We start from the raw sequence: 26777 nt of genomic DNA on the forward strand, positions 1-26777 counted from the left end.
CAGCACTCTTATAAGTTGCCGTTGCGAAATGCCAGCAAAAAGATTACCACTGGCCCAGCAATCACAATTAGCGCCACGGACAGCAATTGGAAAATAACTTCCCAATTGATACTGGTAAAAGCGTTAAACAAGTCAGACACAGCGTCAAACATTTTTCCTCTTCTCCTCCCAATTGTCTTAAAAAATTCAATAACTTAGTTACAAAACCCGCAATCGATCATATCTGTCTATGGCTTGTTAGATTTAATTTACTTAACAAAATTATAAGAAAAGATATAAAAAAGTAAAATAGGGGCATGGTTATTTTCCTTGTCCCCTTGTCCCCACTCCCTAATTTAAAATGGCAACTTGGCAATGTGTAAAGCAATGTGGAGCCTGCTGTAATCTTGATCCAGCAGAGCGTCCAGATTTGGATGAGTATCTCTCTCCACCAGAACTAGAACTTTATCTCAGCATGGTAGGCGAAGGGGGATGGTGCGTTAATTTCGACCATACCACGCGAGAATGCCGCATCTACTCAGATCGTCCTCGTTTCTGCCGTGTGGAATCAGATGTATTTCAAGATATGTATGGGGTTGAACCAGAAGAAGTCAACGATTTTGCCATTGACTGCTGTCGCCAGCAAATAGAGGGAGTATATGGCGATCGCAGTTTGGAAATAATCCGCTTCAATAAAGCTGTTGGCTTGTGAAGAGGATGCAAGGACGCAAACACACCCGATAATTTTTTTGTATTCATCTCTGGAGTTGCAATTTATTACAACAATCTGAGAATATGATAGAAATATGAAAGCAACCTAACAACAAAACTACTGCTCGTGAAACTTGACTCTGCTCCTTTGGACATTTCTGGCATATCTGAGACTGAGATTGAGCTAGAACTGAAAGACAGCACTGATTTTAACTTAACTCCAGCGATCGCCCAGCCAGTTCAGGCTGTAGTTGCGGATAGTCCTCAAAAGCAGCAATCAGTGGTGGTAGTTTTTGGTACAACTTTTGTAACTATTTTTCTAGCAGAAATTGGAGATAAGACTCAGCTATCCACGCTGTTAATGAGTGCACAATCTCATTCGCCGTGGGTTGTATTTATAGGATCTGCGGCTGCGTTGATAACTACCAGCTTATTAGGTGTGCTTTTAGGTAGTTGGATAGCCAGCCGACTCAGCCCGAAAACTATAGAAAAATCAGCAGGCGTGATGTTGTTGGTGATTTCCCTAATGCTGTTTTGGGATATATTCCAAGGTTAGAGACGCGATTAATCGCGTCTGTACAGGAGTTAGGAGTTTTTCTCCCCCTGCTTCCCCTGCTCCCCTTTCTCCCCCACTCTCCTTCTTAATCATATGGATTGGCATCTTTTAGGACTGAGCTTTATTACAGTTTTTTTATCAGAATTGGGTGACAAAAGTCAGCTAGCGGCGATCGCACTTTCAGGGCGTTCTAATTCTCCGCGGGCAGTATTTTTTGGCGCAGCAGGCGCACTGCTGTTGACAAGCCTGTTGGGAGCATTAGCAGGGGGAGCAGTAGCAGAATTATTACCTACACGCTTGTTAAAAGCGATCGCTGCTGTGGGATTTGCCGTCCTCGCTGCCCGCCTGCTGTTATTTAACAATGAACCATCGACGGATTCTGAACAAACACCATAACCAAACGTGAGTTCGACGGCTCATGTGGTATTGCCTAACTAGCTCAATCAAAATACCAGAGATTTTACTACCCAAAACCGTCCCTCTGGGAGTCCCAGAAGGACAGACTTCAACTTTAGTTCAAGTCTGGGAGAGGTTTATCGAAATCACCTTAACCAAATCACCAGAGTTGCACATCCAGCTAAATTACAAAGGTTCCCAACCGGTTCCTTTGTAGCCGTATTGAAAAATTTCTGGATGCAAAATTTCAGCCAAAATTTCTAGAGAATCTACCAGTCGCGGCCCTGGACGATTAAAGTAAGAATTGCCATCGGTGATGTAGACCCTACCAGCTTGGGTAGCGTGCAGTTTTTCCCAGTCTGAACGTTGAGTTAACAAATTGGCTTCTTGACGAGTCCGATTTAAATCAAAGCCGCAAAGCATAAAAACAATGATATCTGGGTTACTTGCTATTAGTGTTTCCCACGGCAAGATAGGAGAAGCCTGACCTGTAACGCTAAACAGAGAGTGTCCTCCTGCTAAGTTGACTAATTCAGGAATCCAATTGGCAGCGATCATCAAAGGATCAGTCCACTCGATACAGGCGACAGTAGGCACTTCATTTAAAGAAAGTCCTTGGATTTTTTGCTGACAAATTTTGACGCGAGCTTCTAAGTTTTCTAGAACTTTTACTGAGTCTACTTTAAAGGTGTTGCCGACTCGCTCAATATCAGCCCAAACATCTTGGAGAATATTAGGTTGTAAAGAAATAATCTGAGGTTTACTGTGAATGAGTGTAGCAACTGCCTTTTCAACCTCGTCTAAGCTAACAGCACAAACATTACACTGGTCTTGCGTGAGAATGTGGGTAGGCTGCAACTCCTCTAAAACATCTGTTTTGATTTCATAGATACTGAGAGCAGATTGCAATAAATTGTTCACGTCATCATGAATTTGGCTGCTGGAGGCATTGGAGTTTAAGCGGGCTTGGGTACAAATGGGGCGATTGTGGATTTCTGGAGGGTAGTCGCATTCGTGCGATCGCCCCACAATAGCATTAACCAACCCTAGTGTCGCTAAAATCTCTGTTCCACCGGGAATTAGGGAAACTATTCTCACATTACTATCCGTCATCGCTTCACCTCCATAAAAGCTACCGTCATCTTAGATTTTGGCAAAATTTGAGTCATTAGGTATCTTTCTCTAGGAGAATCAAGGTTGTTTTGGTCGTCATACCGATTATCTGTGAGGTTGCTCCTGAAACTTGGGTATTTTGCCCCAAGTTCATCTCACCAAGCTTGGTTTTGTGCAGTTTCACAAAGAATTGGTATCAGCACTAAGCAACAAATCGACTTACATCGCTTTTCAAGTAATGAAACTACACCACTCCCTACTTCCTACTTCCTACAGTTCCCTAGACCCAAATTTAAAATACTACTATACTACTTAATAGTAGAATTACTTGATAGTGAAATTATTTTAAATATTAATTATCCCCTAGCAAAAATCACTGGCATGAAGTAATAGAAGTTATGAGCAAAATATAGTTTGGAATTCCTTATCCAGAATCATCAGATTTGATTAGAAAAAATATACTTTCCGGTTATGAAAAACCCTATGAAGTAATTGTAGTTATACAAAGACGGTTCTAATTTTCCCTTAGAACTGCAAGGCAAAATTATTTTTTTTTGAGGGCAACTAATGCAGGTGGTGTTAGCTAGAGATATTACAGAGCACAAGCAGGCCCAAGAGGCTTTACAAATCAAAGAAAATGGTCGGCGAAAACAAAGTCAGACACTGGTGGAACTAGCAAGGAGCAAGACATTTCAGCAAGGCAATCTCAACGCGGTCTTAAGGGAAATCACAGAAACTACTGCTCGGACACTCTTAGTGGAGCGAGTTGGGGTGTGGTTATATAATCAAGAACGTTCAAAAATTGAATGCATCGATTTATATGATGTGAGTACTAAGGAGCATAGCTTTGGTAACTCGCTTTCACAAAAAAATTATCCAGCTTATTTCCAGGCTTTAGAAGAGGAACGTACCATTGCCGCAAATGATGCCAGAAACGATACAAGAACCAAAGAATTATCCGAGTCTTATCTTTCTGTTTTAGGCATCACATCCTTGCTAGATGAACCAATTTGGCTAGAGGGTCGTTTGGTGGGCGTAGTCTGTCACGAACACATAGGCGAAAGTCGCCAATGGACTTTGGAAGAAGAGACTTTTGCTGGCTCGATTGCAGATTTCGTGACCCTGGCTATAGAAGCAAGCGAGCGAAACGTCGTCCAGGAAGCACTGCGACAGAGTGAGGCGCAATTTCGGGCGATTTTTGAGCGTTCTTCTATCGGCATTGGACTTATAGATATGAAAGCGGAGATAGTCGATACTAATCCGGCACTGTGCGAGATTTTAGGATACAGCCGAGAAGAGTTATCCGGCAAGCACTTTATAGATTACATTTCTACACAAAGGGGGGATTTAAAACTTTACAAACAACTGGTGTCAGGAATTCGCACAAACTCAGGGAAAACTTCAAGGTTCGGTTTCCAACACTCCGAACTTCAGGAACAGCTTGTTGATAGACATCGCATTGAAATGGAAAGACGCTGCCTGCATCAAGATGGTAGCTTAGTTTGGACTCATATCTCTGTTTCTGTTATACCAGACAGCAATGGTGAACCGGAGTTTTTTCTAGCGATGATTGAGGACATTACTGAACGCAAGCAAATAGAGTTGAAACTGCGTGCCTCTCAAGAAGCAGCAGAAGCTGCTAGTCGGGCAAAAAGTGAATTTTTAGCAACCATGAGCCATGAGTTGCGGACACCTCTAAATGCAATTATGGGCTTATCACAGTTGTTGCAACAAGAAATAGTTGGCTCTCTCAATGAAAAGCAGAACGAATATGTAAGTTGTATATATAGTAGTGGTGAACACCTACTAGAACTGATTAACGATATCCTTGACTTATCTAAGGTGGAAGCAGGCAAAGAGGAACTGTTACTCTCACCTTTGCCAGTGTCAGATTTATGTAATTATGCCATATGGACAGTACGCGATCGCGCCTTAGAAAAGGGATTGCAACTCACACATGAAATTGACCTAGAAGCGGATATTCTGATTGCTGATGAGCGGCGCATCAAGCAAATGCTACTCAACCTACTCACCAATGCCATTAAATTCACTCCAGCCGGTCAGGTATCGCTGATAGTCAAAAAAGTACCGCAAGGGATGACCTTTACAATTTCAGATACTGGAATTGGTATAGACTCAAATCAGTTTCAATTTCTATTTGAACCGTTTAAACAGCTTGACAGTCAGTTAAATCGGCAGTATGAAGGCACAGGCTTGGGTTTAGCTTTAACACGCAAATTAGCGCGTTTGCATGGTGGAGATGTGAGTGTTACATCGATTTTGGGAGAAGGGAGTCAGTTCACTTTGTTTTTACCAAACCCAGTGCATCTGGGAGCAGCAGATGAAGCTAAGGAAGATACTGAAGCAACATCTTCCTCATCCTCCCTAGTTCTCCCCAAAAATAAAACTATTTTGGTAGTCGAAGAAGAAAACACTGGCATAGTGTTGCAAAATTATCTCCAGACAATTGGCTACCAAGTCAAGTGGATAGACAACAAAAACAAATTTTTGGAACAGGTGCGAACCCTACAGCCAGATTTAATTTTTTTGGATGTCCAATTAGTAGATGATATTAGGGACTGGGATTTGCTAAATATTCTCAAACAAGAACCTTCTTTGCAACATATGCAGGTGGTGATGATGGGCTTTAGTGAACCTCCAGAGAAGCTTTCTATTGTGCAAGCTGGTGCTAACGACTATCTTCTCAAACCAATTCAAGTATTTCAATTAGAGTCAATATTGATGCGATATTTAAATCATAGCGATTTTCGGATGAACGAAACACCAATATAAACATTACGCGATCGCATTCATATTTTTAGTCCCAAGACTTCGCCAATACAGCATCTATATTCTATATTCTAAGTATTTTGTCTAATACTTTTACTGGTTTAGCACTTTATGCCACATTTTGCACTTCATAGTGTAATACACAAAGATTTCCAATATCTGGCTAATGGCGGTTAAATAGCAATCGTAAATCATTAATAATTATTAGTATTAATGCACATAGCGCAGCCTCAACTTTACCAGAGGCTCTGCCAACGAGTCTGCGAACGCGAGAGCGTATGGGGTTTCCCCAAGTGGAGCGACTGGTATGGGCTAGGGGGGATCGATAAGTGCCTAAAATCACAGCCAACCACTTTTCAAACAACCTCTTATACTCTTAAATCTTAAAATTATGGATTCTTTTCAACCTGAGACAGGTGTGCCTCTAACTCTAGAAATTGCTCAGATTGGTTCGCCATCAACAACACTCACTCCTACCTCAACACCCACCCCGCGAATTTCCAAAGATGCTATTCGCACCAGTTTGAAAGCCTCCACTGTCGATGGTATCTTCGCAGCAGTTTTCAATATTGGCACTGGCGGGGTTTTGCTGGGTAATTTCTTGGTGGAGTTGGATGCCAGTCCGGTGGTGTTTGGCATGATATCCTCTATCCCCATGTTAGCGAATCTCTTTCAGCCGATGGGTGCTTACTTGTCTGAACGCAGCACTAGCCGCCTTCAGAATTCCCTTCGCACTCATGGAATTGCTCGGCTATTGTGGCTGATTTTAGTAATTGGCATTGCTAGCTTTAGTTGGGGAGGGCTTAATTCAAACCAATTGGTGATATTGTCGCTCTTGATTCTCGTATGCAGTCATCTTTTAGGAGGACTAGGAACTGCATCGTGGTTCAGTTGGATAGCAATGTTAGTCCCACGGCAATTACGAGGTAGATATTTCGGGCTACGCAATAGCTTTGCCAACCTCACCGAGTTACTCACCTTGCCAATAGCCGGTCTAGCTGTATCACATTGGTATGGGGGGACTATCCAAGGTTATGGAGTAATTTTGTTCCTCAGCATTATCTTTGGAATGATCAGCTTGGGGTGTCAGTATTTCCAGGTAGATATCAATCCCAAATTACAAAACACCTATTATGCAAGTTTATCTCAAACAAGTGAGATTCAGTCAGACTCAGCACCAAATGAATCTAGTGAGATATCTGAAGCAATCTATCTCCCGCAAATGCCGACCCCTCAAAATCAGATAGATAGCAGCATCTGGAAAAACTCTAATTTTTTGGTCTTTCTGCTTTATTTCGGCTTATGGGCGTTTGCTGTTAACCTAAGTGCCCCGTTTTTTAACCTCTACTTGCTAGATACGCTGAACCTGGATGTGAGTTGGGTAACTTTCTACACCAGTCTGCGAGCAGGGGCACATATGCTACTGCTCCTCGTGTGGGGTAAATTAGCAGATAGAATAGGCAATCGTTCGATTCTAATTTTTTGTGGAATTCTAATTGCCGTCATCCCCTGGCTGTGGCTGACAATTGGTTCTAGTCCCCTCGATCTCTGGCTGTGGTTTCCGCTATTGCACATTTTTATTGGAGTTAATTGGGGAGCAGTTGACTTGTGCAGTAATAATCTCCAGATAGAGATTGCATCAGTAAAAAATCAGTCTATCTATTTTGCAATCGCTGCTGCTGTTGGTGGGGCGAGTGGTGCTTTAGGAGCAACTATAGGTGGCTTCATCGCTCAATTTGCTGGGTCTTTTGGCATCGGGGAAGTGTTCGTTGTGTCTGGTATATTACGACTAGCGTCACTTATCCCACTCATTGTTAAAAAGGATCTGGGTAGGTAGGGCGAAATTGATTGGTTACGGATGTAAATAAACAATGTCGCACTCAGACTGGGGATTTCTCTACCTACAGGAAGAATTGTCCAATATAAAACAATACAGTTCAGTTAAGGATAATTGTAGGTTGGGTTGAACGAACTGAAACCCAACAAATGCCTAGAAATGTTGGGTTTCGTTCCTCAACCCAACCTACGCAATATATTTTTTAGGCTTAACTGAACCCTATTGCAATATAAAATTTTTTCTCATTATCACATGGGCAATACCAGCTTCTTGAAAAATTTCTCCTTCTTCTACAAAATCCAATTTTTGGTATAAAGATTTCACATATTCTTGGGCGTGAATCACAACTTCTGGAATATTTTTACTAGCTATAACCTGTAATGCCTCTACCATAATTTTCTTACCAATACCCTGTCCTCTAGCTGTAGACAAAACGGCAAGTCTTTCTATCTTGGCAGTTTTTTCATCTAAATACCTAATTCTGGTAGTACCTACGGCTTCTCCATCTAAATAAGCAATCAAATGGTCAGATATATCATCTTTACCATCAAACTCTAAAGCGGGATCTACCCCTTGTTCTTGCTGAAAAACTGATATTCTAATTGCCTGAATTGCTGGAAATTCTTCAGGTAATTCAGCAACTTTTATGACTAAATTACTCATCAAACTATAGTTTGCGGTTAGTATATCAAAAAAGGTGGGTTTTTCCCCACCTTTTTCTATAGTTTAATCTGCACCTTCAATTGGTGCAAAACCTTGGCGCTGAATATTTTCTGTCACCGCGCGTGGTTCCAGGAATTGCAGTAAGTAATCGGGGCCGCCTGCTTTAGAACCGACTCCAGAAAGTTTGAATCCGCCAAAGGGTTGCCGCCCAACGATCGCTCCTGTAATATTGCGGTTGATGTACAAATTCCCAACTTCAAATTCTGTCTGCGCCTGCTGAATGTGCGAAGGTGTTCTAGAATAAAGTCCTCCAGTCAAAGCGTAGTTAGTTCCATTGGCGACTGCTAACGCTTCCTGAAAATCTTTCACCCGAATTACCGCCAGCACAGGGCCAAAAATTTCTTCTTGGGAAATTACTGCATTTGGCGATACTTCACTAAAGATGACAGGGCCGATAAAATATCCTTGTTCGGGTGCTGGTAATTCCAACGCCACTTCTGCTTCTGCCTTACCCTTCTCAATATACTCGCGGATGCGATCGCGGGCATTAGCATCAATTACCGGCCCAACTTGTGTACTAGGTAACTCTGCTTCCCCAATATTCAAGGATTTTGTCGCTTCCACCAATCGCTGCACAAAGGTATCATAAATCGGTTCCAGCACAATCACCCTTGAGGCGGCAGAACATTTTTGGCCACTGTAACCAAACGCCGACTGCACTACCCCCACAACAGCTTGGTCTAAATCAGCACTTTCATCTACGATAATGGCATTCTTGCCACCCATTTCAGCAATCACCCGTTTCATATGCTTTTGTCCGGGTTTTAAAGTTGCCGCCTCTGCGTAAATTTTACAACCTACTTCTTGGGAACCCGTAAAAGCAATTACATGAGTCTCTGGATGATTTACTAAATAAGCGCCGACTTGCGAACCCTTCCCAGGTACGTATTGAAATACACCTTTGGGAAAACCAGCATCTACCAAGATTTCTGTGAGTTTGGCAGCAATGATAGAAGATGTTTCGGCCGGTTTCAGGAGAGTACAATTGCCTGAAACCAAGGCTGCGACAGTCATCCCACAAGCGATCGCTAGCGGGAAATTCCAGGGAGAAATCACTACAGCAATACCCCGTGGTTGGTAGATATAATGATTAGTTTCGCCAGGAATATCGTAATTAACACCTTTATCTAACCGTTCTATCTCATCAGCGTAGTACCGACAAAAGTCTATCGCCTCCGAAACCTCTCCATCAGCTTCCTTAACTGGTTTCCCAACTTCCAAAACTATCCAAACTGAAAGTTCAGCGCGGCGTTCTTCCATCAAATCACCCGCTTTCCGCAAAATATCAGCGCGTTGTTTAGCTGGTGTTTTCCTCCACCCAGGAAACGCTGCTTTGGCAGCTTGCATCGCCTGTTCCGCTTGTTCAACGCTCATCAATCCAACTTTACCAATTACCTCGCTGAAATTAGAAGGATTGAAAGAATCAACAAATTCTGGCGGATTAACATACTCCCCATTAATCAACGGCAGATAAGTTCTACCCAGTTGTTGACGAACGCTTTGGAAAGCTTGCGCTGCTTTCGTTCTCACCTCTTCCACCGCATAATCTGTATCCGCCGCCCCAAGGAAATGAGAGTTAGGAGTTTGGAGAGAGGCGATTAATCGCGTCTGTACGTTCTCCTCCTCTTTAACAATCGGCGGCGCTAATAACTCCTCAATCGGTCGATTTTCCATATTTTGCCGTAAAAAAGAGCTATTAGCTGTATTTTCCAATAACCGACGAATTAAATACGCCATTCCAGGTAATAATTCACCGTAGGGACAGTAAACTCTCACCCGATAACCCTTGTCAACCAACGCCTTTGCAACTTTATCCCCCATACCGTAGAGGACTTGCAATTCAAAGCGACGACGAGGGACATTTAAACTTTCAGCTATGGCAATGGCGCGAGAGTGCGATCGCACATTATGGCTACCAATGGCAGAATACACATATTGATGATTTTCTAGCAATAACTGAGTGATGGTTTCAAAGTTAGCATCAGTTGCCGCTTTGTCGTTGTAAACTGGTTGTGGCCAATGCTTTTGCGCTGCTTTGATAGTTTCCTGATCCCAATATGCGCCTTTCACCAAGCGGATTGTTAGGGGATAACCACGTTGTTTCAACCAAGAAATTAGGTCTTTGGTATCTTGTTCGCTATCACGCAGATATGCTTGAATTGTGATCCCAACATCTGTGCGTTGCCTAAACTCTTCTTCTAGTAACAGTTTTTTCAAGATGCTGAGAGTTATGTCTTTATAGGCATACTGTTCCATATCAAAATGCACAGCTGCGCCTAACTTTTTAGCACGACGTAAGAGAATACGAATGCGATCGCTAACTCGCTCCTCACTACCTTTAGCATCTAAAGGGTCAAATTGCGAATAAAACGCCGTTAACTTCACAGAAACCTGAACTTTTGGGATTGGTTCGCCATCAGCCTCATCAATAGCCGGGATAACTGCCCAATTTTTCGATGCTTCCACTAATTGTTGGATTAATTCTAGATAGCGTTCTAGATAAGACTGCGCTTCGGCTTCGGTAATCACCGCTTCACCAAGTAAATCGATGGTGAAAGCCATTTTTTCTTTTCGCAGTCGTTCAACTGTTTTGATGACTTGTTTAATATTTTCCCCAGAAATATATTTATGAGCGAGAGTTTCAACCGCTGTACCAACGGTTGTAGCAGCAACTTGTCCGGGCATAGAGTCGGGGTTAGCAAAGTTTAGCATTCCCTTCAAAGCTGCCGGTAATTCTACAGACTCCTCTCCTAAATATTCTTGTAAATGTGAGGCAATTTCTGATTTACTGTGCAAAGCCGGTAGCGTATCTATAAAGCGAAATAGTTGCACCCGCAACCCAGGATTACTCATCGCCCAAGCTAGTAATTTATCATCCCAGCGCATTTGATCCCGCAGGGAAGAAAAAAACGAACGATTTTCCTGCGTTGCTGCTAGAAGTTGTTTAGCAATTTCTTGGGTTTGAGCTTCGTAGGTGCTTGCTTGTACTTGTAATACCACTGATAATAAACTCCGTTAATCAAGGCAAGGCTTTTTGTACAAAGCCTATGTCTTCTATTTTGACGCTTTCATTTAGCTGTCACCATGATGCATAATTCGTAATTCATATACCACAATGATTTCATTGATTTAGAATGGTTTACTTACGCGGTGCTGTTCTAAGGACTTCCAATTAAAAAATATTCCATTGTAGAGGCATTGCGCCCCGACGATAGATGTGGATTAAATACATAAAAACTGCTATAAACTCTACTATGACAACGCACTTAACAATGTCCGCTTAAATTCAACTGCACTCTTAAAGTGAATTTCTGACTTATCAACCAACGCTAAATCAATCACCTGCGCTAGGGGTTGCATAATTGTTGCATCTCGTTGGCGAATTAGTATGGGATTATTCTGTAAAACTGCCAGAAAGGGATCGTCTGTGAAGTTGCGGGGGAAACAACCTGTTAGCAGCATATTGTAGAGACAAGCCGCAACTGCTGGTAACATTACCTTTAGGGTTTTTAGCTCAGTTTGTGAAAAATTTTAGAAGTATATTTTAATGTTTTAGACAATGTGCTAATTATAATTTCAAGAAAAAGTACTCCGTCGCAATAATTACTATTAGTAGGAGCAAAACTACTGTGTCCATATCTGTATATGCGATCGCTGGAGTTGTTGTTGGCTTAGTCGTTAATCTCGTCGGCAACTTGCTCTCGGCGGCGATTCAACAGCAAGTTTTTTCGGATAAGTTCAGCAGACAATCAACTTGGTGGTTAGTCGGGTGTCTATTAGTAGGCGCACTAGTTGGCTGGTGGTTAGGTGAAAAAATACAAGTGCCAGCGCCAACAGCCACACCACCACAGCCAACTACCGCAAATCCGGGAACTCAGCAGACAACCCCCGTCACCCGTTCGCGTAGCGTCTCCGATAGGAGAAGGGTGCGTTACGCTGGCGTGACAAAGCTAAATTGTTGCAATCATGGCGAACGCATTTATTACTTCGGCAAACGCATTTGTTATTTCGGCGAACTCATTTGTTATTTCGGCGAACTCATTTGTTACTTCGGCGAACTCATTTGTCACTTCGGCGAACTCATTTGTCACTTCGGCAGACTCATTTGTTGCTTCGGCGAACTCATTTGTTGCTTCGGCGAACGCATTTGTTATTTCGGCGAACGCATTTGTTATTTCGGCGTGTCCATAACGCACCCTACGAAACTACTAGAATTGAAACTTATGCTGGTCATACTTGTGTGTACACCGTAGCTGCAAGTAAAGGGAGGAAAATTTGTCCCCTCTTTCTCCTAACGGAGTTAGAAGGTGAGGTTCTACTTGAAGTCTTCTACTGCTGTTTTAACAGCATGTACTTATTTTTTCCAATACTAAGAATGGGTATACTCACTCTATGCCTACAGAAAATTTTATGGATATTTTATTTTATAACTGGCAACACACACTCCAACCCTTTGGCGTTGACCAGGTAGCAGCTGAGAAAGCCTTTAATCGCTTGGTTGCAGCTTATTCTACCCCTGGTCGCTATTACCACACACTAAAACACATTGATCACATCCTGAGCATAATTCAGATTTTGCAAGGCTACACGAACAACTTAGCTGCTGTTCAACTAGCTGCCTGGTTTCACGATGTAGTGTATGACACTCAAGCTCAAGATAATGAACAACGAAGCGCAGACTATGCTTTTGAATTGCTGAGTAATTTGGGTATTCCAGAAAGTACCATAACTACTGTCACGCGTCTGATTCTGAACACTAAAGACCACCAAGCTGCGGTGGATGACTATGATAGCCAAGTCCTACTTGATGCAGATTTAGCGATTTTGGCTACAAACGCAGTCCAATATCCAGAATACGCCCATGCCATTCGTCAAGAATATAGCTGGGTGGCAGAGGCAGATTATATCACAGGTCGTCGGCAGGTTTTAGAAGGATTTTTACAGCGATCGCCTATCTACTTTACGCCTTTAATGTTAGAGTTCGCCGAACCATCTGCCCGTGGCAATATCCAGGGAGAAATTCAATCTTTGGCTTCAGGATGTGGTTTTTGATAAAGAGTGGGTAATCACCTGGCAAATTGTTCGTCATATTGTAAGTGCGATCGCAATCCATCTCTTCAATTAAGACTTGCTCTCTCAGTATACCGCCATTGTTGGTAAAATTTGATTAAACTGTTAAATTGATTACATTTATAATACTTGCTTCAGTGATAATTTTAACTATTATTAGTTGGTCTGGCAACGCCATGAGCAGAGAGCTAGCTAAAAATCCTTTGTTTCAAAGGATTTTTAGCTAATTTGTGATTGGATAAATTTTAGTCCAACAAAATCAAATTTAATTAATCAATGTGCTTTTTTTGTTTTTAATTTATTAAGACAGACAGATAGATCCACCAACATTACCAAATGAACTGAATAAAAAAAATATTTATTTATGGCAACTACTTATTGCTCCTAAAAAAGATGTTATCCAGTTAAAAGATAATTATAAATTCTAGTGTCATCGCTATAAAAAAGGTTTATTTAATTATGATATTCACCAATTTATTACAGCAATCAACCACTCGAAAACATAAATAACAAGAACCTCCCCAAATTTTACCAAGTTCCTATTACTATGACACTTATCCTTTCACAAGCAGATTATTTAAAACTACTGGATCAAGCGGACATAATTCAGAATAATATTTTAGATAGTTTTGATATTACCAGAAAATATCAATTTGGGGAAGGGTATTGGCGACATATTCAGCTACGAGATGGCATATCTTTAGACATTTCCAATTATCAGCAGCCCAAATCATTAATTTTAAAATGTCACGAGCGAAAACATCCATTAGAATTTCGATTCTTTGTTTTGCTAGAGAGCGAATTTAAAGACCTTGAGTTCAAGACTGGAGAATACTTTTTGAGTGGTAGTGGGATGGCATCTGAGTGTGATGTATTCGAGGCTAAATCACAGCGAATAGTAGAAGTAGCTGTTCACATACATCCAAATGCATTTCGCTACTTTACAGAAAATAGATCTGGTAAACTTCCAAGAGAATTAGAACATCTTATTAGACGTTGGGATCAACCGAATTATGAACGCTATGGAACTCAAACTCCCGCAATGCAAATAGTAGTGCAGCAAATTCTTCAATGTCCCTACCAAGGCTTTACTAAACAAATTTATCTTGAAGGTAAGATTTGGGAACTAGTTGCAATGGTAGTTGATCAAGAAGTACAAATCAGGCAAGGTTGCTTCCAGATTAATCCACTCAAACCATCAGATATTGACTGCATCTATGATGTTAGGGAAATTTTGTTGAAACATTTAGACAACCCACCCTCTCTTATCCAGCTAGCACGACAAGTTGGTTTAAATGATTGCACAATGAAGCAAGGCTTTAAACAGATTTTTGGGACTACGGTATTTGGCTATCTGCACCACCGCCGGATGGAATTAGCCTATAAGCTGCTTATTGAAGGAAATATGAAAGTTACAGAAGTTGCACAGACAGTAGGCTATGCTAGCCTACCTTCATTTAGTAATGCTTTTCGTAAGAAGTTTGGGGTAACTCCTAAGTCCTGCCAGAAATAAAAATTCCGGATGGAATAAAAAAATTCCGGCTCGAATAAGACGCAAATATTGAAAAGTTGTATATTTTTACAATAATCAGGTTGGTATAAACACATTTTTTTCACCAACTTAATTAGTAACAGTACTTGGGAACTAGGGGCTGAGAAGGAAATTATACATAATTGCCAATTTCAAGACTTAGTACCCATTGAGGAGTGGATCTAAAATGTTCATCAAACTAAAATATCCTGCTATTTGCTGGTTAATATCTATTGTTTCTCTAACTTTAGCCAATCCAGCATATTCTGAACAACCGTTAGTCAAAAAGACTTTAGTGCGTTCAGGTGAAGTCTTCCAAGAAATTCAAACATTGAATCAGCTACAGCTTTCTAAAACTAATGCTTCATATTTATGGAGAGTACCCAGACAGAATAAATTTCCTGAACTTAGTCAAGCAACTACAGATGTGGTATTAGTTACGGATGTGAAGGTTAACTCTACTGATAAAGGGATAGAGTTAATTTTAGTCACAGCTAATTCTCTTAAATTACAAGTTTTACCGAAAACTGAGGGTAATTCCTATATTGCAGATATCCCTAATGCCAAGTTGCAACTAAGAAGTGGGGATTTTAGACAATCAAAGCCAGTAGCCGGAATTGCATTAATTACAGTTGCAAATTTAGATGCAAACACCTTGCGAGTAACGGTGACTGGGGAAGCTTTTGCGCCTGCGGTGGAGTTGTTTGATAGTACAAAAGAAGGTTTAGTTTTTGGAGTGACTCCTAGTGCTTCCACTGCTCAACAGCCAATAACGCCAGAACAAAAACCATCTACATCAGAGCCAGAAAAGCCCATTGAGTTAAATGTGATTGCTCCACCAGATACAAATTATCGGGTACCAGATGCTACTACTGCAACGAAAACAGATACACCATTGCGTGATATTCCTGCTTCGGTTCAGGTGATTCCTCAGCAGGTTATCGAAGACCAACAACCGCGTAACTTAATTGGGATACTCAGAAATGCTGGCGTTGTCCAAAATAATTTTTCATCTCGAATTGCAGACACTTTTTCTATTCGAGGTTTTACAGCCAGAAACGTTTATAGGAACGGCATCAAAGATCGCTTTGCAGATGTTGCTGCTTTTTCAAGTTCGCTGACAAATATAGATAGAGCAGAAGTTGTTAGAGGGCCAAACTCTGTAATTTATGGTCAAGTCAATCCAGGTGGAATCATTAATATAGTTACTAAAAAGCCTTTGAGTCAGCCTTACTATGCCTTAGAGGTAAGGCGTGGTGGTTATGAACTTTTTGAACCCTCACTTGACGTTTCTAGTCCTCTGACAAAAGATGGCAGTCTGTCGTATCGCTTAAATACCTCTTACAGAACCGCAGAAGACTTTACTGATTTTTATAATGAAAAGCGTTTTTTCGTTTCGCCTGTTATTAATTGGCGAATAGGGAAAAATACAAATCTAACTTTTGATTCAGAATATGAAGACATACAACAGTCGCTAGGTACTGGTGATGATCAGATTGCTAGTGCAACTATACTTCCTAACCCAAATGGCAAAATCCCTATTAACCGTTATTTAGGGGAACCGACTGATTTCTTTAACCGCCAGCTTAATAGATATAATTACAATCTAGAACATCGCTTTAACGATAACTGGTCTATTAGTAATTCATTTCAAGCTGCATTTTTAACCACTGATTTACGTGAAACAGATGTTTCCAGTTTACTGGAAGCAGACAACCGCACTATCCAAAGAACACAGATTACTTATTCAAAGCCAACAGAGTATGAAGCTTATACTTTAGATACTCATGTTGTTGGTGATTTTAACACTGGTAGTATTAAACACAAAATATTGCTGGGGTTTGACTTATTCAGACAAACCCGAAGCACTGGTATAATTAGAACAGCTGCGGCCCCTCTTGATGTCTTTAACCCAGTGTATGGTCAACCACTAGGTGATACTCTTGGAAGAATTGATATCTACACCAGAGATGATGCTTTGGGCTTTTATCTTCAAGACCAAGTGACACTTGCCAATAACCTCAAACTGCTTGTGGGCGGACGTTATGACTTAGTAGAGAACGAGTATGCTGATCGGATTGCATCAACGGCGAGTGTCCAGTCTGATTCTGCCTTTAGTCCAAGGGTAGGCATAGTTTATCAACCCATAGCGCCTGTCTCACTCTACGCCAGCTATAGCCGCTCTTTTGAACAAGTAACGGGTGCAGATAAAAATGACAGCCTTTTTAAACCACAGCTAGGTACTCAGTATGAAGTGGGTGTTAAGACTGATTTATTCGATAACAAACTTTCAGCAACACTTGCTTTATATGATCTGACACTAACTAACATTTTAACTACCGATCCTACCGATCCCGATTATAGTGTGCAAACAGGAGAACAAAGAAGTCGGGGAGTAGAACTGAGTGTCACCGGAGAAATTCTTCCCGGTTGGAATGTGATTGGCTTCTACGGTTATACAGACGCACGCGTTACCAAAGACAATGATATTCCAGTCGGGAATCGAGTAGAGGGAGTACCAGAGCATGTCGCTAGTTTGTGGACAACTTACACCTTTTCTGCTGGCTCTCTCAAAGGTTTTGGAGGTGGAATTGGCTTTAACTACATTGGAGATAATAAGCCAGATAGTTTGAATACATTTACAATCCCAAGCTACTTTCTCACCGATGCAGCTCTGTACTATCGGAATAATAACCTTAGCATAGGACTCAACTTGAATAACATATTTAATGTTCGATATTATGAAGCAAGCTTTGACTATCTCCAAAGAATTATTCCTGGTCGTCCGTATACAGCACAGTTGACAGTAAAGTGGGAATTTTAATGAGAACAACTCATTGGTTAGGCAAGTGTTTTGTCCGATGCCTGCCCCTTTTAGGGTTGCTTGCTGTGGTAGTGTGGCTAAACGGTTGTTTCTTTTTTAATTACCCAAAAGTTAGCCATGATAAGAGTGTTTCTTCTTTAAGTCAGGTTCGAGTAGTTCAGCACTTTATGGGTAAGACAATAGTTCCTGCTCATCCTCAACGAGTTGTTGTGCTTAGTGGTCGTTGTTTAGAAAATGCTTTGGCGTTGGGGATCAAACCTATAGCTGCCTCAAAGTTATTTGTCTCACAATTGCAGCGATTAGTAGGCCCGCTATCAGGTATTGAAGATGTAGATTGGCTGTCTCCTAGTATCGAAAAAGTCTTGTTTCTCAAACCAGACCTAATTCTTGGTATGCATTTTCATCAAGATATTTATCCACTGTTATCACACATTGCACCCACTGTTTTGGCTCCTCCTGGAGCCAGTGGAGCTTGGAAAGAATCTTTTGCTTTCACAGCCAGTGTTCTGGGTAAAACTAAAACAGCCCAGCAGGTAATGGATAATTATTATGCACGTTTAAAACAGTTTAAAGCAAAAATGGGCGATCGCCTGAACACAACTTTAGTCTCGGTTGCCGAATTGCGTACTGATGCACTTTGGCTGTGGGCGAAGGCAAGTTTTTCAGGAGTTATTCTTAAAGATGCGGGTGTTGCACGTCCTTACTCTCAAACTTTGGATAGTCAAGCAACCCTGAGTCTAGGGGGTGGCCCTGCTGCCTATGCTTTATCAGAGGAACTCCTGAGTGAGTTAGATGGGGATATTTTATTTCTAGTATCAGAAGACGCACTGGGCAAAAAGGATTTACACCCAATACTTGAGCAACTGAAAGCAGAACCATTGTGGTCAAAGTTGAAAGTTGTCCAACAGGAAAAAGTTCATGAGGTGGGGTTTTACTGGGTTCAGTTTGGTCCCCTTGCAGCCAATCGGATGATAGACGATCTGGAGCGATATTTAGTTAAACAGCAATAGACTATTTGAAAGTTTTTTAAGGGGGATCATGTTGAATTTGAGTGCAATTAGTAATGCAACTATGCAGTCAATTCCTTATAAATGGATTGTGTTTGAAAACTTGCTTGACACTTTAGTACAATCTGAACTAGCAAATAGTTTTCCGACTACAAACTATAAAGAATATCATGCTAGAGACTTTGAGCCAGATGGATACCCGGAATATACATATAATGACTACAGGTTTTTTGCACGCTGCATTCTGGATGAAAGTAAGTACAAAGGTCTACAAGATATTAAGGATCTGAGTCTTAGTTGGCAAAAATTGATTGAACAACTTCTCACTCCTGATTATCGAGAGGCGATGGAGCATCTTACTAATTTGGATTTGAAAAACCATTCACTAACAATTTATTTAACACGACATGATTTAGGGTTCTGGAACCGTCCTCATACAGATATCCCGCGTAAACATGTAACTCAACTTTTCTATTTAAATGAAGGATGGAACCCAGAGTGGGGAGGGCATTTCCGAGTTCTCAAAGATAATCAGACTACATCTGTAGTTAAAGAAGTTCCACCCTTGTCTCAATATTCAGTTGCTATTGTCCGTTGCGATCGCTCTTGGCACATGGTATCTCCTATTTCCTTGAATGCAACTCAACACCGTTTGCATCTACAGACTTGCTTTTGGCTACCAGAGTCTTAGGTTTATTGTTTAGCAAACTCTGAGGATAATTTTGCTTAAATTGAGAGCGTTTCAACTCAAAGCCACCTGCCTTGTCATCCAAAAAGCTTTCCTCAATATCGAATCGCTGGCTGTATTTCCGAAACGTCTGGAGGGTGGGAGTTTTTATCACGCTTAGATGTACCACAGTTCTCCACTGATAGGATCACGGGTGAATGCAACTCCCACAAGCCCATAAGGATCAGTTTTAGTGACTTTCACTCCTTGAAGTAACACAGTTTCTCAATAGCCCAGATAAAACTGTTTGATTTGACGCGGCGGCTTACCTCCACCAAACCCATAGGTCATTTTGCCCCGAATACGATAGTGCCAGAAAGTTCAAGCTTGGAACATGAAACTTCAAGTTGGGAAAGTGAAACTTTCAGTAAACACTCACGACAGGCTGTATTCTATGCAATTGGAATCGGCAATAAACGAATTACTTAACGTCTTCCACCGCCACGATAAGGCACTTCAGTCACTTCAGGCACTTCAGTCTCTTGTAGCTTTATTTTAGGTGCAAACACTTCTTGATGTTGTTCTTGATGTTGTTGCTGCTGAATTTTTTCCTGTGCAAACTTTACACGGGTGCGAACTCCGAGATCGGCATCTGTATCGAGCATTTGCTGGAGTTGATTTGTAATCCGCGACGCTTGATCAGATGAAGTGACTGCCACTGCAACGGCTAGTGTTTCTAAACTCGTCACTGCCGCATAGCGCACTACCCACTCTGGATCTTGAGAAATTAATAATAGCGCCTCTAATACCTGAGTCTGAACAGATTCCAGTTTCTCAGGCGGTACTTGATGCCAGCGCAAAGTGCCTAATCCCCTGGCAGCTGCCCGCCGTACACTTAAGGAAAAATCGTTTTTTGCTGCCTCTAACAAGGTATCGAGCGCCCGAACATCGCCAATTCCCGCTAAGGCACGAAGTGCCCAGGCTCTAGCGCCGTAGTTGTAGTCATCAATTAGTTTTAACAATGGCGGCACTGCGATTTCCCCGATCGCAATTAATCCATCTACCGCCGCCACCGCCGCCCCTGGATTGTTGTAGCCCAAAGCTGCAATTAGTGTGGGAACAGCTTCCTCCATACCAGCTGCTGCTAAATCCTGAACTGCATCTAATAAGCGATCCGAGGAATCTGCTTCTTCCACAGCCCGGATCAATATTTTGGCAAGATCACTGTTATTCATAATAATTTTTCATCGGTAATTAGTCGTCAGCCAATTGTAGCTTAAGCTATCCGTAGTTGACATCATAGATAAACCCCCTAGCCCTGATTTTGCAGTTGGGTTGGGGGTTTATGTGTGGTAAATATTTAATTTAAACGGATTAATGACAACTGATTATCTTGAATTTATCACTACAACAGCGAATCCATCAAATTAATGAGTTTAATCGCACCTTCTGAGAAAGTGCTTGGTGTTATGTGGTTAACTTGATGTTCTAGTAATCCTTTTAGAGAAATTAGCTTTAGGCTATTTTCAGCAAGAGTCTGGGCGATCGCATCTGCTGCGGGTAGATATCCAATCGCTCCCAAATCTGCTAACACTGCCCGACGCAATTGCAATTTTTCTCCCGCCAGAGCTTGTACCAACCGTTCTCCATAAACTGGTTCTTGGGTTAATTGATACATGGCTCGGGCGGCAGCATATTGCACTAATTCGATTGGATGCTCTAAGAATGGTTTTACCCAAGGGATGAACTCAGTTGCCCTCAAAGTTCCCAAGGCTTCTAAAATGGCGTCGTAGGGTTGAGATAAATCAGGCTGTGATATCAGTTGCCCATCCTGCAAACCTAGTTGTAATAGCTTGATTAGGGCGGGAATACAAACCGGATCGCCTAGCATCTCTAAGGATTGTGCCGCTGCTTCCCGAACATAAAAATCTGAGCAGTCTAAACACCTAATTAAAGGTGATACTGCCTGGCGATCGCCTAGTTTCCCTAAGGCTCTAGCTGCGTTCCGTCGCAGAGGATATCCGCCTTCTGGTGTCCTGTCGGCTTCATCCTCTAAAGCTTTGATCAGTCCTGTAATCGCAGCTGCTTCACCTATGCGAAACCTACCCAACCACCAGGCAGCATAAAATCGCAAGCCTAAATCTACACTTTCAAGATTAGCGATCGCTTGCTCTACTGTTAAAGATTCACCGTTGGCAAAGTCACCTGTCGGTGATAAATCTTCAAATTTTTGCGGACTGGGATTCATTAGAAGAAGGAGGATTGCTCTGTCCGCTATCTGTTTTAGCTTCAGCGTTCAATGGCTGAATGCTGACTATTTTGCCACCCAAGCGAGTAATCCGCTGCATTTCTTTATTCATCCGATTCTCAGGCACTGTGAAAAATACACTGCCACTAGAACGAATCGGATAGTTGGTTTTTTCGCTTTCTTCGCTTTGGCGCAGACCGACTACTTCATACCGAAAGTAGCGACTACTAGTTCTACTACTAATTTGTCCAAGCATAAAATTAATTCCAAATTATAAATTGTCATTAGTCTTTTGTCTTTAATAATGACTAATGACTATTGACAAATGACACTAAAGGGGTTTCACACTGGCTATTTTACCACCTTGTTTTACCACTCTCTGGAAGTAACTAGATAGTTCTTCATATGGTATAACTACCGCTTGATTGACACGGCGTGTGCTAGGATACCCACCTCCAAAAACACCTGCCACTTCAATGCGGTAGAGTCTGCCTTCTTTACCAAAAGTTCCCGCACCACCGAAAGTACTGTTGGGGGTAACACCTTTTTCGGAAGCAACGTATGAAAAGCCTGAGGGACCACCAGATGGAGGAACAACGATGGATGCACTATTGCGACCTAGTTCGCTGGCTAGGCGGGAGGACTTGCCTTTGAGCTGGGAGGTATCGCTACTGGCATAGCCGCGATAAAGTTGGAATATCCGGCTAAATCCTACAGTTTTCTGTCCTGTTTGGGTTTTAAAGCCGCGATAGTAAGGCGCAATATTTTCACCAAAGTTAGATTGATACTCTGGCGAATCAATGTAAGAATCGATGTCGGCTTCATATCCCTTAGCTTGATACAAGTCTAAGTGATAAACCACATCAGACTCATCATAGGGGGCACGACCCAACAAATGTTTATAGTTGAGTTCGATGACGCGAGTTTGGAAATTGTCGTAGAAAAACTTGGATTTGTATAGTTCTGATTTAGCTACTTGACGCACAAACTCTTGCACTGTATTTTTCCCATCACGCAGGATAGATTCAGCACTTGTGAGGCGGTCAGCTGCCAATATATAGTTATTGCCCAACACCTGACGATAGACGGCAGCAATGACTCTCTCTATGTCTTCTTTGGTTGCATTTGGACGCAATTCTACAGGAGCCTGATCAGTAAAAGGCTCTGTCCCCAGACGAGACGCTGCTGTTGTAATAGCCATTGGTAATTTTCCTTTTGTAATTAGTAATTGCTAAGGGGAGTAGTGAGTGGAGAATGGGGAGTGGTAAACCTTCCTACTCCCTAATGCCACTTGCTCCACTTGGGTAAACTCCAAGACCGCAGTAGCTCCTCCCCACTCCCTACTCCCCTCCGATTCCCTATTTATACGGCAGTAATGCTAATCACTCTACTGCCCTTGCGATTCAACTGCTGCAATTTACTAGAAAGTTGCTCGTAGGGGACGATCAATTCCGCAGTTCCCCGCCGCACTACTGCTGAGTTCGGGGAAGCTGCTTGTAGCACTCTAATCCGGTATGTTTCGCCGCGGCCACCTGTAGAGAGGCCTGTTAAGGCTCCGGCGGAGACTGGGTAAATGGGTGAAGCTAGATTCTTAGCTACTTCCCAGGTTAGCCGTCCTTGTTTTTGTCCTTGGGCGCGATCGCTATTGGCATAACCCCGATAAAGTTGGAACAGTCGGCTATAGCCAACATTTTTCTGTCCTACTTGACTTTTAAAGCCTCGATAATAGGGCACAATATTTTCGCCAAAATTCTCTTGATATTCTAATGAGTCAATGTAAGAGTTAATTTCAGCTTCGTAACCTTGTGAGTTGTAAAGCTCAACATGGAAAGAAATCTCTGACTCATCTTCCGGGGCACGCCCCAATAAATGCTTATAATTCAACTCGATAAACCGAGTTTGTGAGTTGGAGTGGAAGAACTTATCCCGATAGAGTTCTGATTGAGCAATGGCTAGCACAAATCCCCGCACGGAGATTGTACCTTGCTGCAACAGTGATTCTGCACTCTCTAGACGGTCTCCTTCGAGTATATATGCATTACCCAAAACCTGACGGTAAGCCGCCCGGATAACCACTGCCACATCTGCTTCTGTTCGATCAGGACGTAGTTCTACCAGTGGTGAGTTTTCAAATGCTCCAATCCCTAATCTTGCTGCTTGTCCCAAAGCTGCCATCTTTAAAACCTCCTCAGTTTTAACTGCAAAACTGAAAACTTTTTAGAAAATTTTTTTCTAGTCTTTTAACAGTCTTTTGAAAATAAAACTGCCCGGAGAGGTAAACAACTCATAGAACTTCCTTGTCATAAGAGCTGATTTCCTCTCCGGGCTAAAGAAATACTCTAGCTTAGAGTATTGATTACATAGTCGATGTAGGAATTTGCTTCAACACCTGGATCACCGCTTAGACCGTGGTTAGCTTTGATGTACTTGAGGGCTTCAATGTACCAGCTAGGAGATAGATCAAAAGTCCGGTTGATTTCAGCCAAGCCAGAAATCAAGAAATCATCCAAGGGACCTGTGCCACCAACAACTAAAGCGTATGTGATAATCCGCAAGTAGTAGCCGATATCACGTACACACTTGCCTTTGCCGCGTGCATCAGCTGCGAAGTTGGGGCCTTGTTGTTGAGTGGTGTAAGGGTACTTGTTATACACCGCTTGAGCAGCACCTTCGGTCAAGCGTTGAGCATTAGCGCTCAATGCTTTTGCTGCTTGTAAGCTAGCTGGCGCTTGGCGGAAGCGACCAAAAGCAACTTGAATCTCGGTGCTGCTGAGATAGCGACCTTGAGAGTCAGCCGATGCAATTGCTTCAGTTAGAGGTGTTTTTGACATTTTGGTATTTCCCTTTCAAAACTTTATGGTTGAAATTTTGTTTTGTCCGATGGACAATTATTTAGTCAACATCAGCAATGCTTGGCTTAAGCCACAGCAGCAGCAGCACGATCAAAATAGCTAGCTATTTCAGATGACAGAGCACTGCAATCTCCTCTGGTGATGTTATTTGTATCGTTGACAATGGCCAGGGAAGCTTGTTTCATCTTCTGAATACCAACAGCAACTGACGCTCCTGGAGTTCCCAATGCCAAGTAGGTTTCCCGCAATCCATTGAGGGCACGGTCATCTAGTACGCTTGAATCGCCAGCAAAGATAGCATAGGTGATATAGCGAAGAATGATGTCCAAGTCTCTGATGCAAGCAGCTGCGCGACGGCTGGTGTAAGCATTACCACCAGGACTGATCAATTGGGGTTGTTCTGCCCATAAATCACGAGCCGCAGCAGCAACAAGAGCAGACGCACTGCTGGTAATGCGGTTAACGGCATCTGTACGCTTGTTACCATCTTTGACCATTTCGCTCAATGCATCCAATTGTGCATCGGAGAGATATTCCCCACGTGTATCAGCTTGGGTAACTACTTTTGCAAATGCATCTAAAACCATTGTCTAAATCTCCTAATTTGCTTCGTTAAGAATAGTTGGACTCAAAACTGAATGGTTCAGTTTTTTTTGATGTCCGCACTGACTGACGAGTCCCGAAAGGTTTAAAACAGACATCCAAGAAATAAGTTTACGATCTCCAGGCTTTCAGATTAAAACTTTTGTTAAAAAACTTAAAACTTCTGTGAACGATTGGAAAACCTGATTAAGATGTTGTTTTTTACTCCCAAGTTCTCTTTATACAATGCTGCTGCCTCATTATTTATTACAAATTATTGTGATGTTTGTGAATTTTTTTTACATAACTTAACAGTTTTTTCTCTACCCCAAAAGATGGGATAATTTTGTGATAAATTCCTTAAAGAATGCGTAGGCGTAGCCCGCCGCAGGCGTCGCACACTGAATTAGTGTAGCATTGGCTACTTCGTAGTTCCTGCCAAACAGACTGCCAAGGACATGTGCGATATTTTGCGACTATATTGCATCTATTGCAGGGGTGAGTTCATAGCCGCTGTGAACCATGCAATCGGCAGACTTAGGATTATTACTAGCGCGGCCGAAGCTCTAGATTTGCAATGCAATATAAATAAAGCCTGCTTTGGCGGGTTATAAAGAATAGCTTTAGGGTAAACTACCCACATTTACAGGACTTACGCAAGAAAGCTCATTTCATGAGGATCTCACTTTTTTGCATTGCTCTCCTCTTCTCGTAGCAGAGGGGTAGGGGGAAAGGTTCTTCCAGGATTACTGAATTGGTGTTCTAAATAACATAAATACTACTAAATAACTATCGACTTGCCGTAGTATAATTTATCCGACTGGAGGAATACAGAGCAATTAAGTTTTGAGCAATACAAATTTGAATTTTGGCCGAATCGGACTGAAATATGTAGTGCATCTGTGTTGATTTTGTCGCATCGACTCCAGCCCAGTATTTCTGTGAGCTTTCCTCGATTGGAATACAAAGCTGTCTCGCAAGCTCTCAACTGTTAAATTGCCGCATTCACAAACCAAAGAAAAAAGACTTGATCTTGAATGAATTTCCATGATAGTCTGCGTTCAATCACAAAATACGGTTGACCGATAAGTTTACCGTATTTTAAACTGCCCAGTTTGTTTGTCACTTTGCTTTCCTCATAGTTAATGGAAACGGAAATCACCTCTTATGGTAAAAAACTGGTTTGAATGGCACGACCTCTACAAGAACGAACCAAAATTGCAACAACGCCTGCAAATTGTGCAGGAATACATTTCCCATAGCTTAAACTTGTCCCAACCAGGGTTAATCCGTATAGTTAGTGTTTGCGCGGGTGATGGACGAGATTTGCTAGGAACGTTATCAAATCACCCACGGACAAAAGATGTTTATGCTCGACTAGTAGAGCTAAATCCACAACTAGTTGAACGTGGACAAGAAACAATAGAATCGTTGGGTTTGACAAAACAAATTGAGTTTATCAATGGTGATGGAACTATCTCCTCTAACTATGTAGGAGCAGTACCAGCAGATATTGTGATTGTATGTGGTGTATTCGGCAATCTCGCAGATGAATCTGAACTCAATCGCTTGCTGAAAAACCTGAGTTTTCTGAGCAAACAAGGTGCTTTTGTGATTTGGACTCGTGGACACTCTAACGGTATTCCCCACTCTGAGGCTGTCCGTAAATTTTTCCGTGAATATGGATTTGAAGAAGTGAACTTCAAACTCACTGCAACAGGAGACATGGGAGTAGGTATTCATCGTTACCTTGGTGAAATGTTTGGCTGCACCCAAAGAGCAACAGTTGTTCGCCTTTATACCAAGTTGCAATAGATAGTATTATTTAATGGAAGTAAAATTGGTGTACAGTGATGCCTCGGACTCGGATTAAGATCATTCCTCACCTGGA

Annotated in this window: 26 protein-coding genes; 13 read left to right on the top strand and 13 right to left on the bottom strand. The window is 41.9% G+C overall.

Features of this window, described 5'->3' with window-relative positions:
* Positions 1-8 precede the first annotated feature (8 nt).
* Positions 9-152, bottom strand: a complete 144-nt coding sequence (gene psb30, locus V7K49_RS13855; RefSeq protein WP_114086065.1) for a photosystem II reaction center protein Ycf12/Psb30 — start codon at positions 150-152, stop codon at positions 9-11.
* A 188-nt stretch (positions 153-340) separates the two neighbouring features.
* Here psb30 and V7K49_RS13860 point away from each other — a divergent pair, with 188 nt between their 5' ends.
* From V7K49_RS13860 to V7K49_RS13875, 4 genes are all read left to right on the top strand, one after another.
* Positions 341-691: a YkgJ family cysteine cluster protein gene (locus tag V7K49_RS13860; protein WP_334874388.1), complete on the top strand. Its 351-nt coding sequence runs from the start codon at positions 341-343 to the stop codon at positions 689-691.
* 126 nt (positions 692-817) lie between these two features.
* Positions 818-1246, top strand: coding sequence for a TMEM165/GDT1 family protein (locus V7K49_RS13865; RefSeq protein ID WP_334874390.1), 429 nt, complete (start codon positions 818-820; stop codon positions 1244-1246).
* Positions 1247-1339: 93 nt separating this feature from the next.
* The gene (locus V7K49_RS13870) at positions 1340-1642 is read left to right on the top strand and encodes a TMEM165/GDT1 family protein (protein WP_273763475.1); all 303 of its coding nucleotides are present in this window, start codon (positions 1340-1342) and stop codon (positions 1640-1642) included.
* A 22-nt stretch (positions 1643-1664) separates the two neighbouring features.
* Positions 1665-1859, top strand: coding sequence for a hypothetical protein (locus V7K49_RS13875; protein WP_335206033.1), 195 nt, complete (start codon positions 1665-1667; stop codon positions 1857-1859).
* Here V7K49_RS13875 and V7K49_RS13880 read toward each other — a convergent pair.
* Together V7K49_RS13880 and V7K49_RS13885 are read right to left on the bottom strand one after the other, a co-directional pair.
* Complete coding sequence (locus tag V7K49_RS13880; protein WP_335206034.1) at positions 1829-2755, bottom strand: cobalamin-binding protein; 927 nt, start codon at positions 2753-2755, stop codon at positions 1829-1831. The genes V7K49_RS13875 and V7K49_RS13880 overlap by 31 nt on opposite strands.
* Positions 2756-2810: 55 nt before the next feature.
* On the bottom strand, positions 2811-2939 hold the full coding sequence (locus V7K49_RS13885) for a hypothetical protein (RefSeq protein ID WP_334874395.1): 129 nt from the start codon (positions 2937-2939) through the stop codon (positions 2811-2813).
* 383 nt (positions 2940-3322) lie between these two features.
* Between V7K49_RS13885 and V7K49_RS13890 the strand changes: the two genes are divergently transcribed.
* Positions 3323-5548, top strand: coding sequence for a hybrid sensor histidine kinase/response regulator (locus tag V7K49_RS13890; protein WP_335206035.1), 2226 nt, complete (start codon positions 3323-3325; stop codon positions 5546-5548).
* A gap of 388 nt (positions 5549-5936) precedes the next feature.
* Positions 5937-7382: an MFS transporter gene (locus V7K49_RS13895; RefSeq protein ID WP_334874401.1), complete on the top strand. Its 1446-nt coding sequence runs from the start codon at positions 5937-5939 to the stop codon at positions 7380-7382.
* A 219-nt stretch (positions 7383-7601) separates the two neighbouring features.
* Here the strand turns inward: V7K49_RS13895 and V7K49_RS13900 are convergent, their stop codons facing one another.
* From V7K49_RS13900 to V7K49_RS13910, 3 genes are all read right to left on the bottom strand, one after another.
* Positions 7602-8045, bottom strand: coding sequence for a GNAT family N-acetyltransferase (locus V7K49_RS13900; protein WP_334874403.1), 444 nt, complete (start codon positions 8043-8045; stop codon positions 7602-7604).
* 63 nt (positions 8046-8108) lie between these two features.
* Positions 8109-11105, bottom strand: a complete 2997-nt coding sequence (gene pruA, locus V7K49_RS13905) for an L-glutamate gamma-semialdehyde dehydrogenase (protein WP_335206037.1) — start codon at positions 11103-11105, stop codon at positions 8109-8111.
* Positions 11106-11357: 252 nt separating this feature from the next.
* A complete protein-coding gene (locus V7K49_RS13910; RefSeq protein WP_335206039.1) occupies positions 11358-11600 on the bottom strand; it encodes a hypothetical protein in 243 nt (80 codons plus the stop codon).
* Positions 11601-11734: 134 nt separating this feature from the next.
* Between V7K49_RS13910 and V7K49_RS13915 the strand changes: the two genes are divergently transcribed.
* The 6 genes from V7K49_RS13915 to V7K49_RS13940 all read left to right on the top strand — a co-directional run bounded on the left by V7K49_RS13915 (position 11735) and on the right by V7K49_RS13940 (position 19228).
* On the top strand, positions 11735-12358 hold the full coding sequence (locus tag V7K49_RS13915) for a hypothetical protein (RefSeq protein WP_335206041.1): 624 nt from the start codon (positions 11735-11737) through the stop codon (positions 12356-12358).
* Between the two features lie 139 nt (positions 12359-12497).
* Complete coding sequence (locus tag V7K49_RS13920; RefSeq protein WP_335206042.1) at positions 12498-13157, top strand: HD domain-containing protein; 660 nt, start codon at positions 12498-12500, stop codon at positions 13155-13157.
* Between the two features lie 565 nt (positions 13158-13722).
* A complete protein-coding gene (locus V7K49_RS13925) occupies positions 13723-14688 on the top strand; it encodes a helix-turn-helix transcriptional regulator (RefSeq protein WP_335206043.1) in 966 nt (321 codons plus the stop codon).
* A 205-nt stretch (positions 14689-14893) separates the two neighbouring features.
* A complete protein-coding gene (locus V7K49_RS13930) occupies positions 14894-17530 on the top strand; it encodes a TonB-dependent siderophore receptor (protein WP_335206045.1) in 2637 nt (878 codons plus the stop codon).
* The gene (locus V7K49_RS13935) at positions 17530-18540 is read left to right on the top strand and encodes an iron-siderophore ABC transporter substrate-binding protein (protein WP_335206047.1); all 1011 of its coding nucleotides are present in this window, start codon (positions 17530-17532) and stop codon (positions 18538-18540) included. The genes V7K49_RS13930 and V7K49_RS13935 overlap by 1 nt, the downstream gene beginning before the upstream one ends.
* 28 nt (positions 18541-18568) lie before the next feature.
* On the top strand, positions 18569-19228 hold the full coding sequence (locus V7K49_RS13940; RefSeq protein WP_335206049.1) for a 2OG-Fe(II) oxygenase: 660 nt from the start codon (positions 18569-18571) through the stop codon (positions 19226-19228).
* A gap of 461 nt (positions 19229-19689) precedes the next feature.
* Here V7K49_RS13940 and V7K49_RS13945 read toward each other — a convergent pair whose 3' ends face one another.
* The 7 genes from V7K49_RS13945 to V7K49_RS13975 all read right to left on the bottom strand — a co-directional run bounded on the left by V7K49_RS13945 (position 19690) and on the right by V7K49_RS13975 (position 24891).
* Entirely contained in the window at positions 19690-20439 is a 750-nt protein-coding gene (locus V7K49_RS13945; protein WP_335206050.1) for a HEAT repeat domain-containing protein, read from the bottom strand.
* A gap of 170 nt (positions 20440-20609) precedes the next feature.
* Complete coding sequence (locus tag V7K49_RS13950; RefSeq protein WP_335206052.1) at positions 20610-21452, bottom strand: HEAT repeat domain-containing protein; 843 nt, start codon at positions 21450-21452, stop codon at positions 20610-20612.
* The gene (locus V7K49_RS13955) at positions 21427-21708 is read right to left on the bottom strand and encodes a phycobilisome linker polypeptide (protein WP_334874428.1); all 282 of its coding nucleotides are present in this window, start codon (positions 21706-21708) and stop codon (positions 21427-21429) included. Before V7K49_RS13955 ends, V7K49_RS13950 begins: the two co-directional genes overlap by 26 nt.
* 75 nt (positions 21709-21783) lie before the next feature.
* Positions 21784-22653, bottom strand: a complete 870-nt coding sequence (locus tag V7K49_RS13960; protein ID WP_335067286.1) for a phycobilisome linker polypeptide — start codon at positions 22651-22653, stop codon at positions 21784-21786.
* A 161-nt stretch (positions 22654-22814) separates the two neighbouring features.
* Entirely contained in the window at positions 22815-23627 is an 813-nt protein-coding gene (locus V7K49_RS13965) for a phycobilisome linker polypeptide (RefSeq protein ID WP_334874432.1), read from the bottom strand.
* 164 nt (positions 23628-23791) lie between these two features.
* Positions 23792-24283 carry a phycocyanin subunit alpha gene (gene cpcA / locus V7K49_RS13970; RefSeq protein ID WP_334874434.1) on the bottom strand — a complete coding sequence of 164 codons (492 nt, stop codon included), beginning with the start codon at positions 24281-24283 and terminating at the stop codon, positions 23792-23794.
* A gap of 86 nt (positions 24284-24369) precedes the next feature.
* Positions 24370-24891, bottom strand: a complete 522-nt coding sequence (locus V7K49_RS13975) for a phycocyanin subunit beta (protein ID WP_335067290.1) — start codon at positions 24889-24891, stop codon at positions 24370-24372.
* A 1162-nt stretch (positions 24892-26053) separates the two neighbouring features.
* Between V7K49_RS13975 and V7K49_RS13980 the strand changes: the two genes are divergently transcribed.
* Positions 26054-26701 carry a class I SAM-dependent methyltransferase family protein gene (locus V7K49_RS13980; protein ID WP_335206054.1) on the top strand — a complete coding sequence of 216 codons (648 nt, stop codon included), beginning with the start codon at positions 26054-26056 and terminating at the stop codon, positions 26699-26701.
* The last annotated feature ends 76 nt before the right edge of the window (positions 26702-26777 follow it).

The organism is Nostoc sp., from assembly GCF_036919675.1.
Classification (GTDB): domain Bacteria; phylum Cyanobacteriota; class Cyanobacteriia; order Cyanobacteriales; family Nostocaceae; genus Nostoc.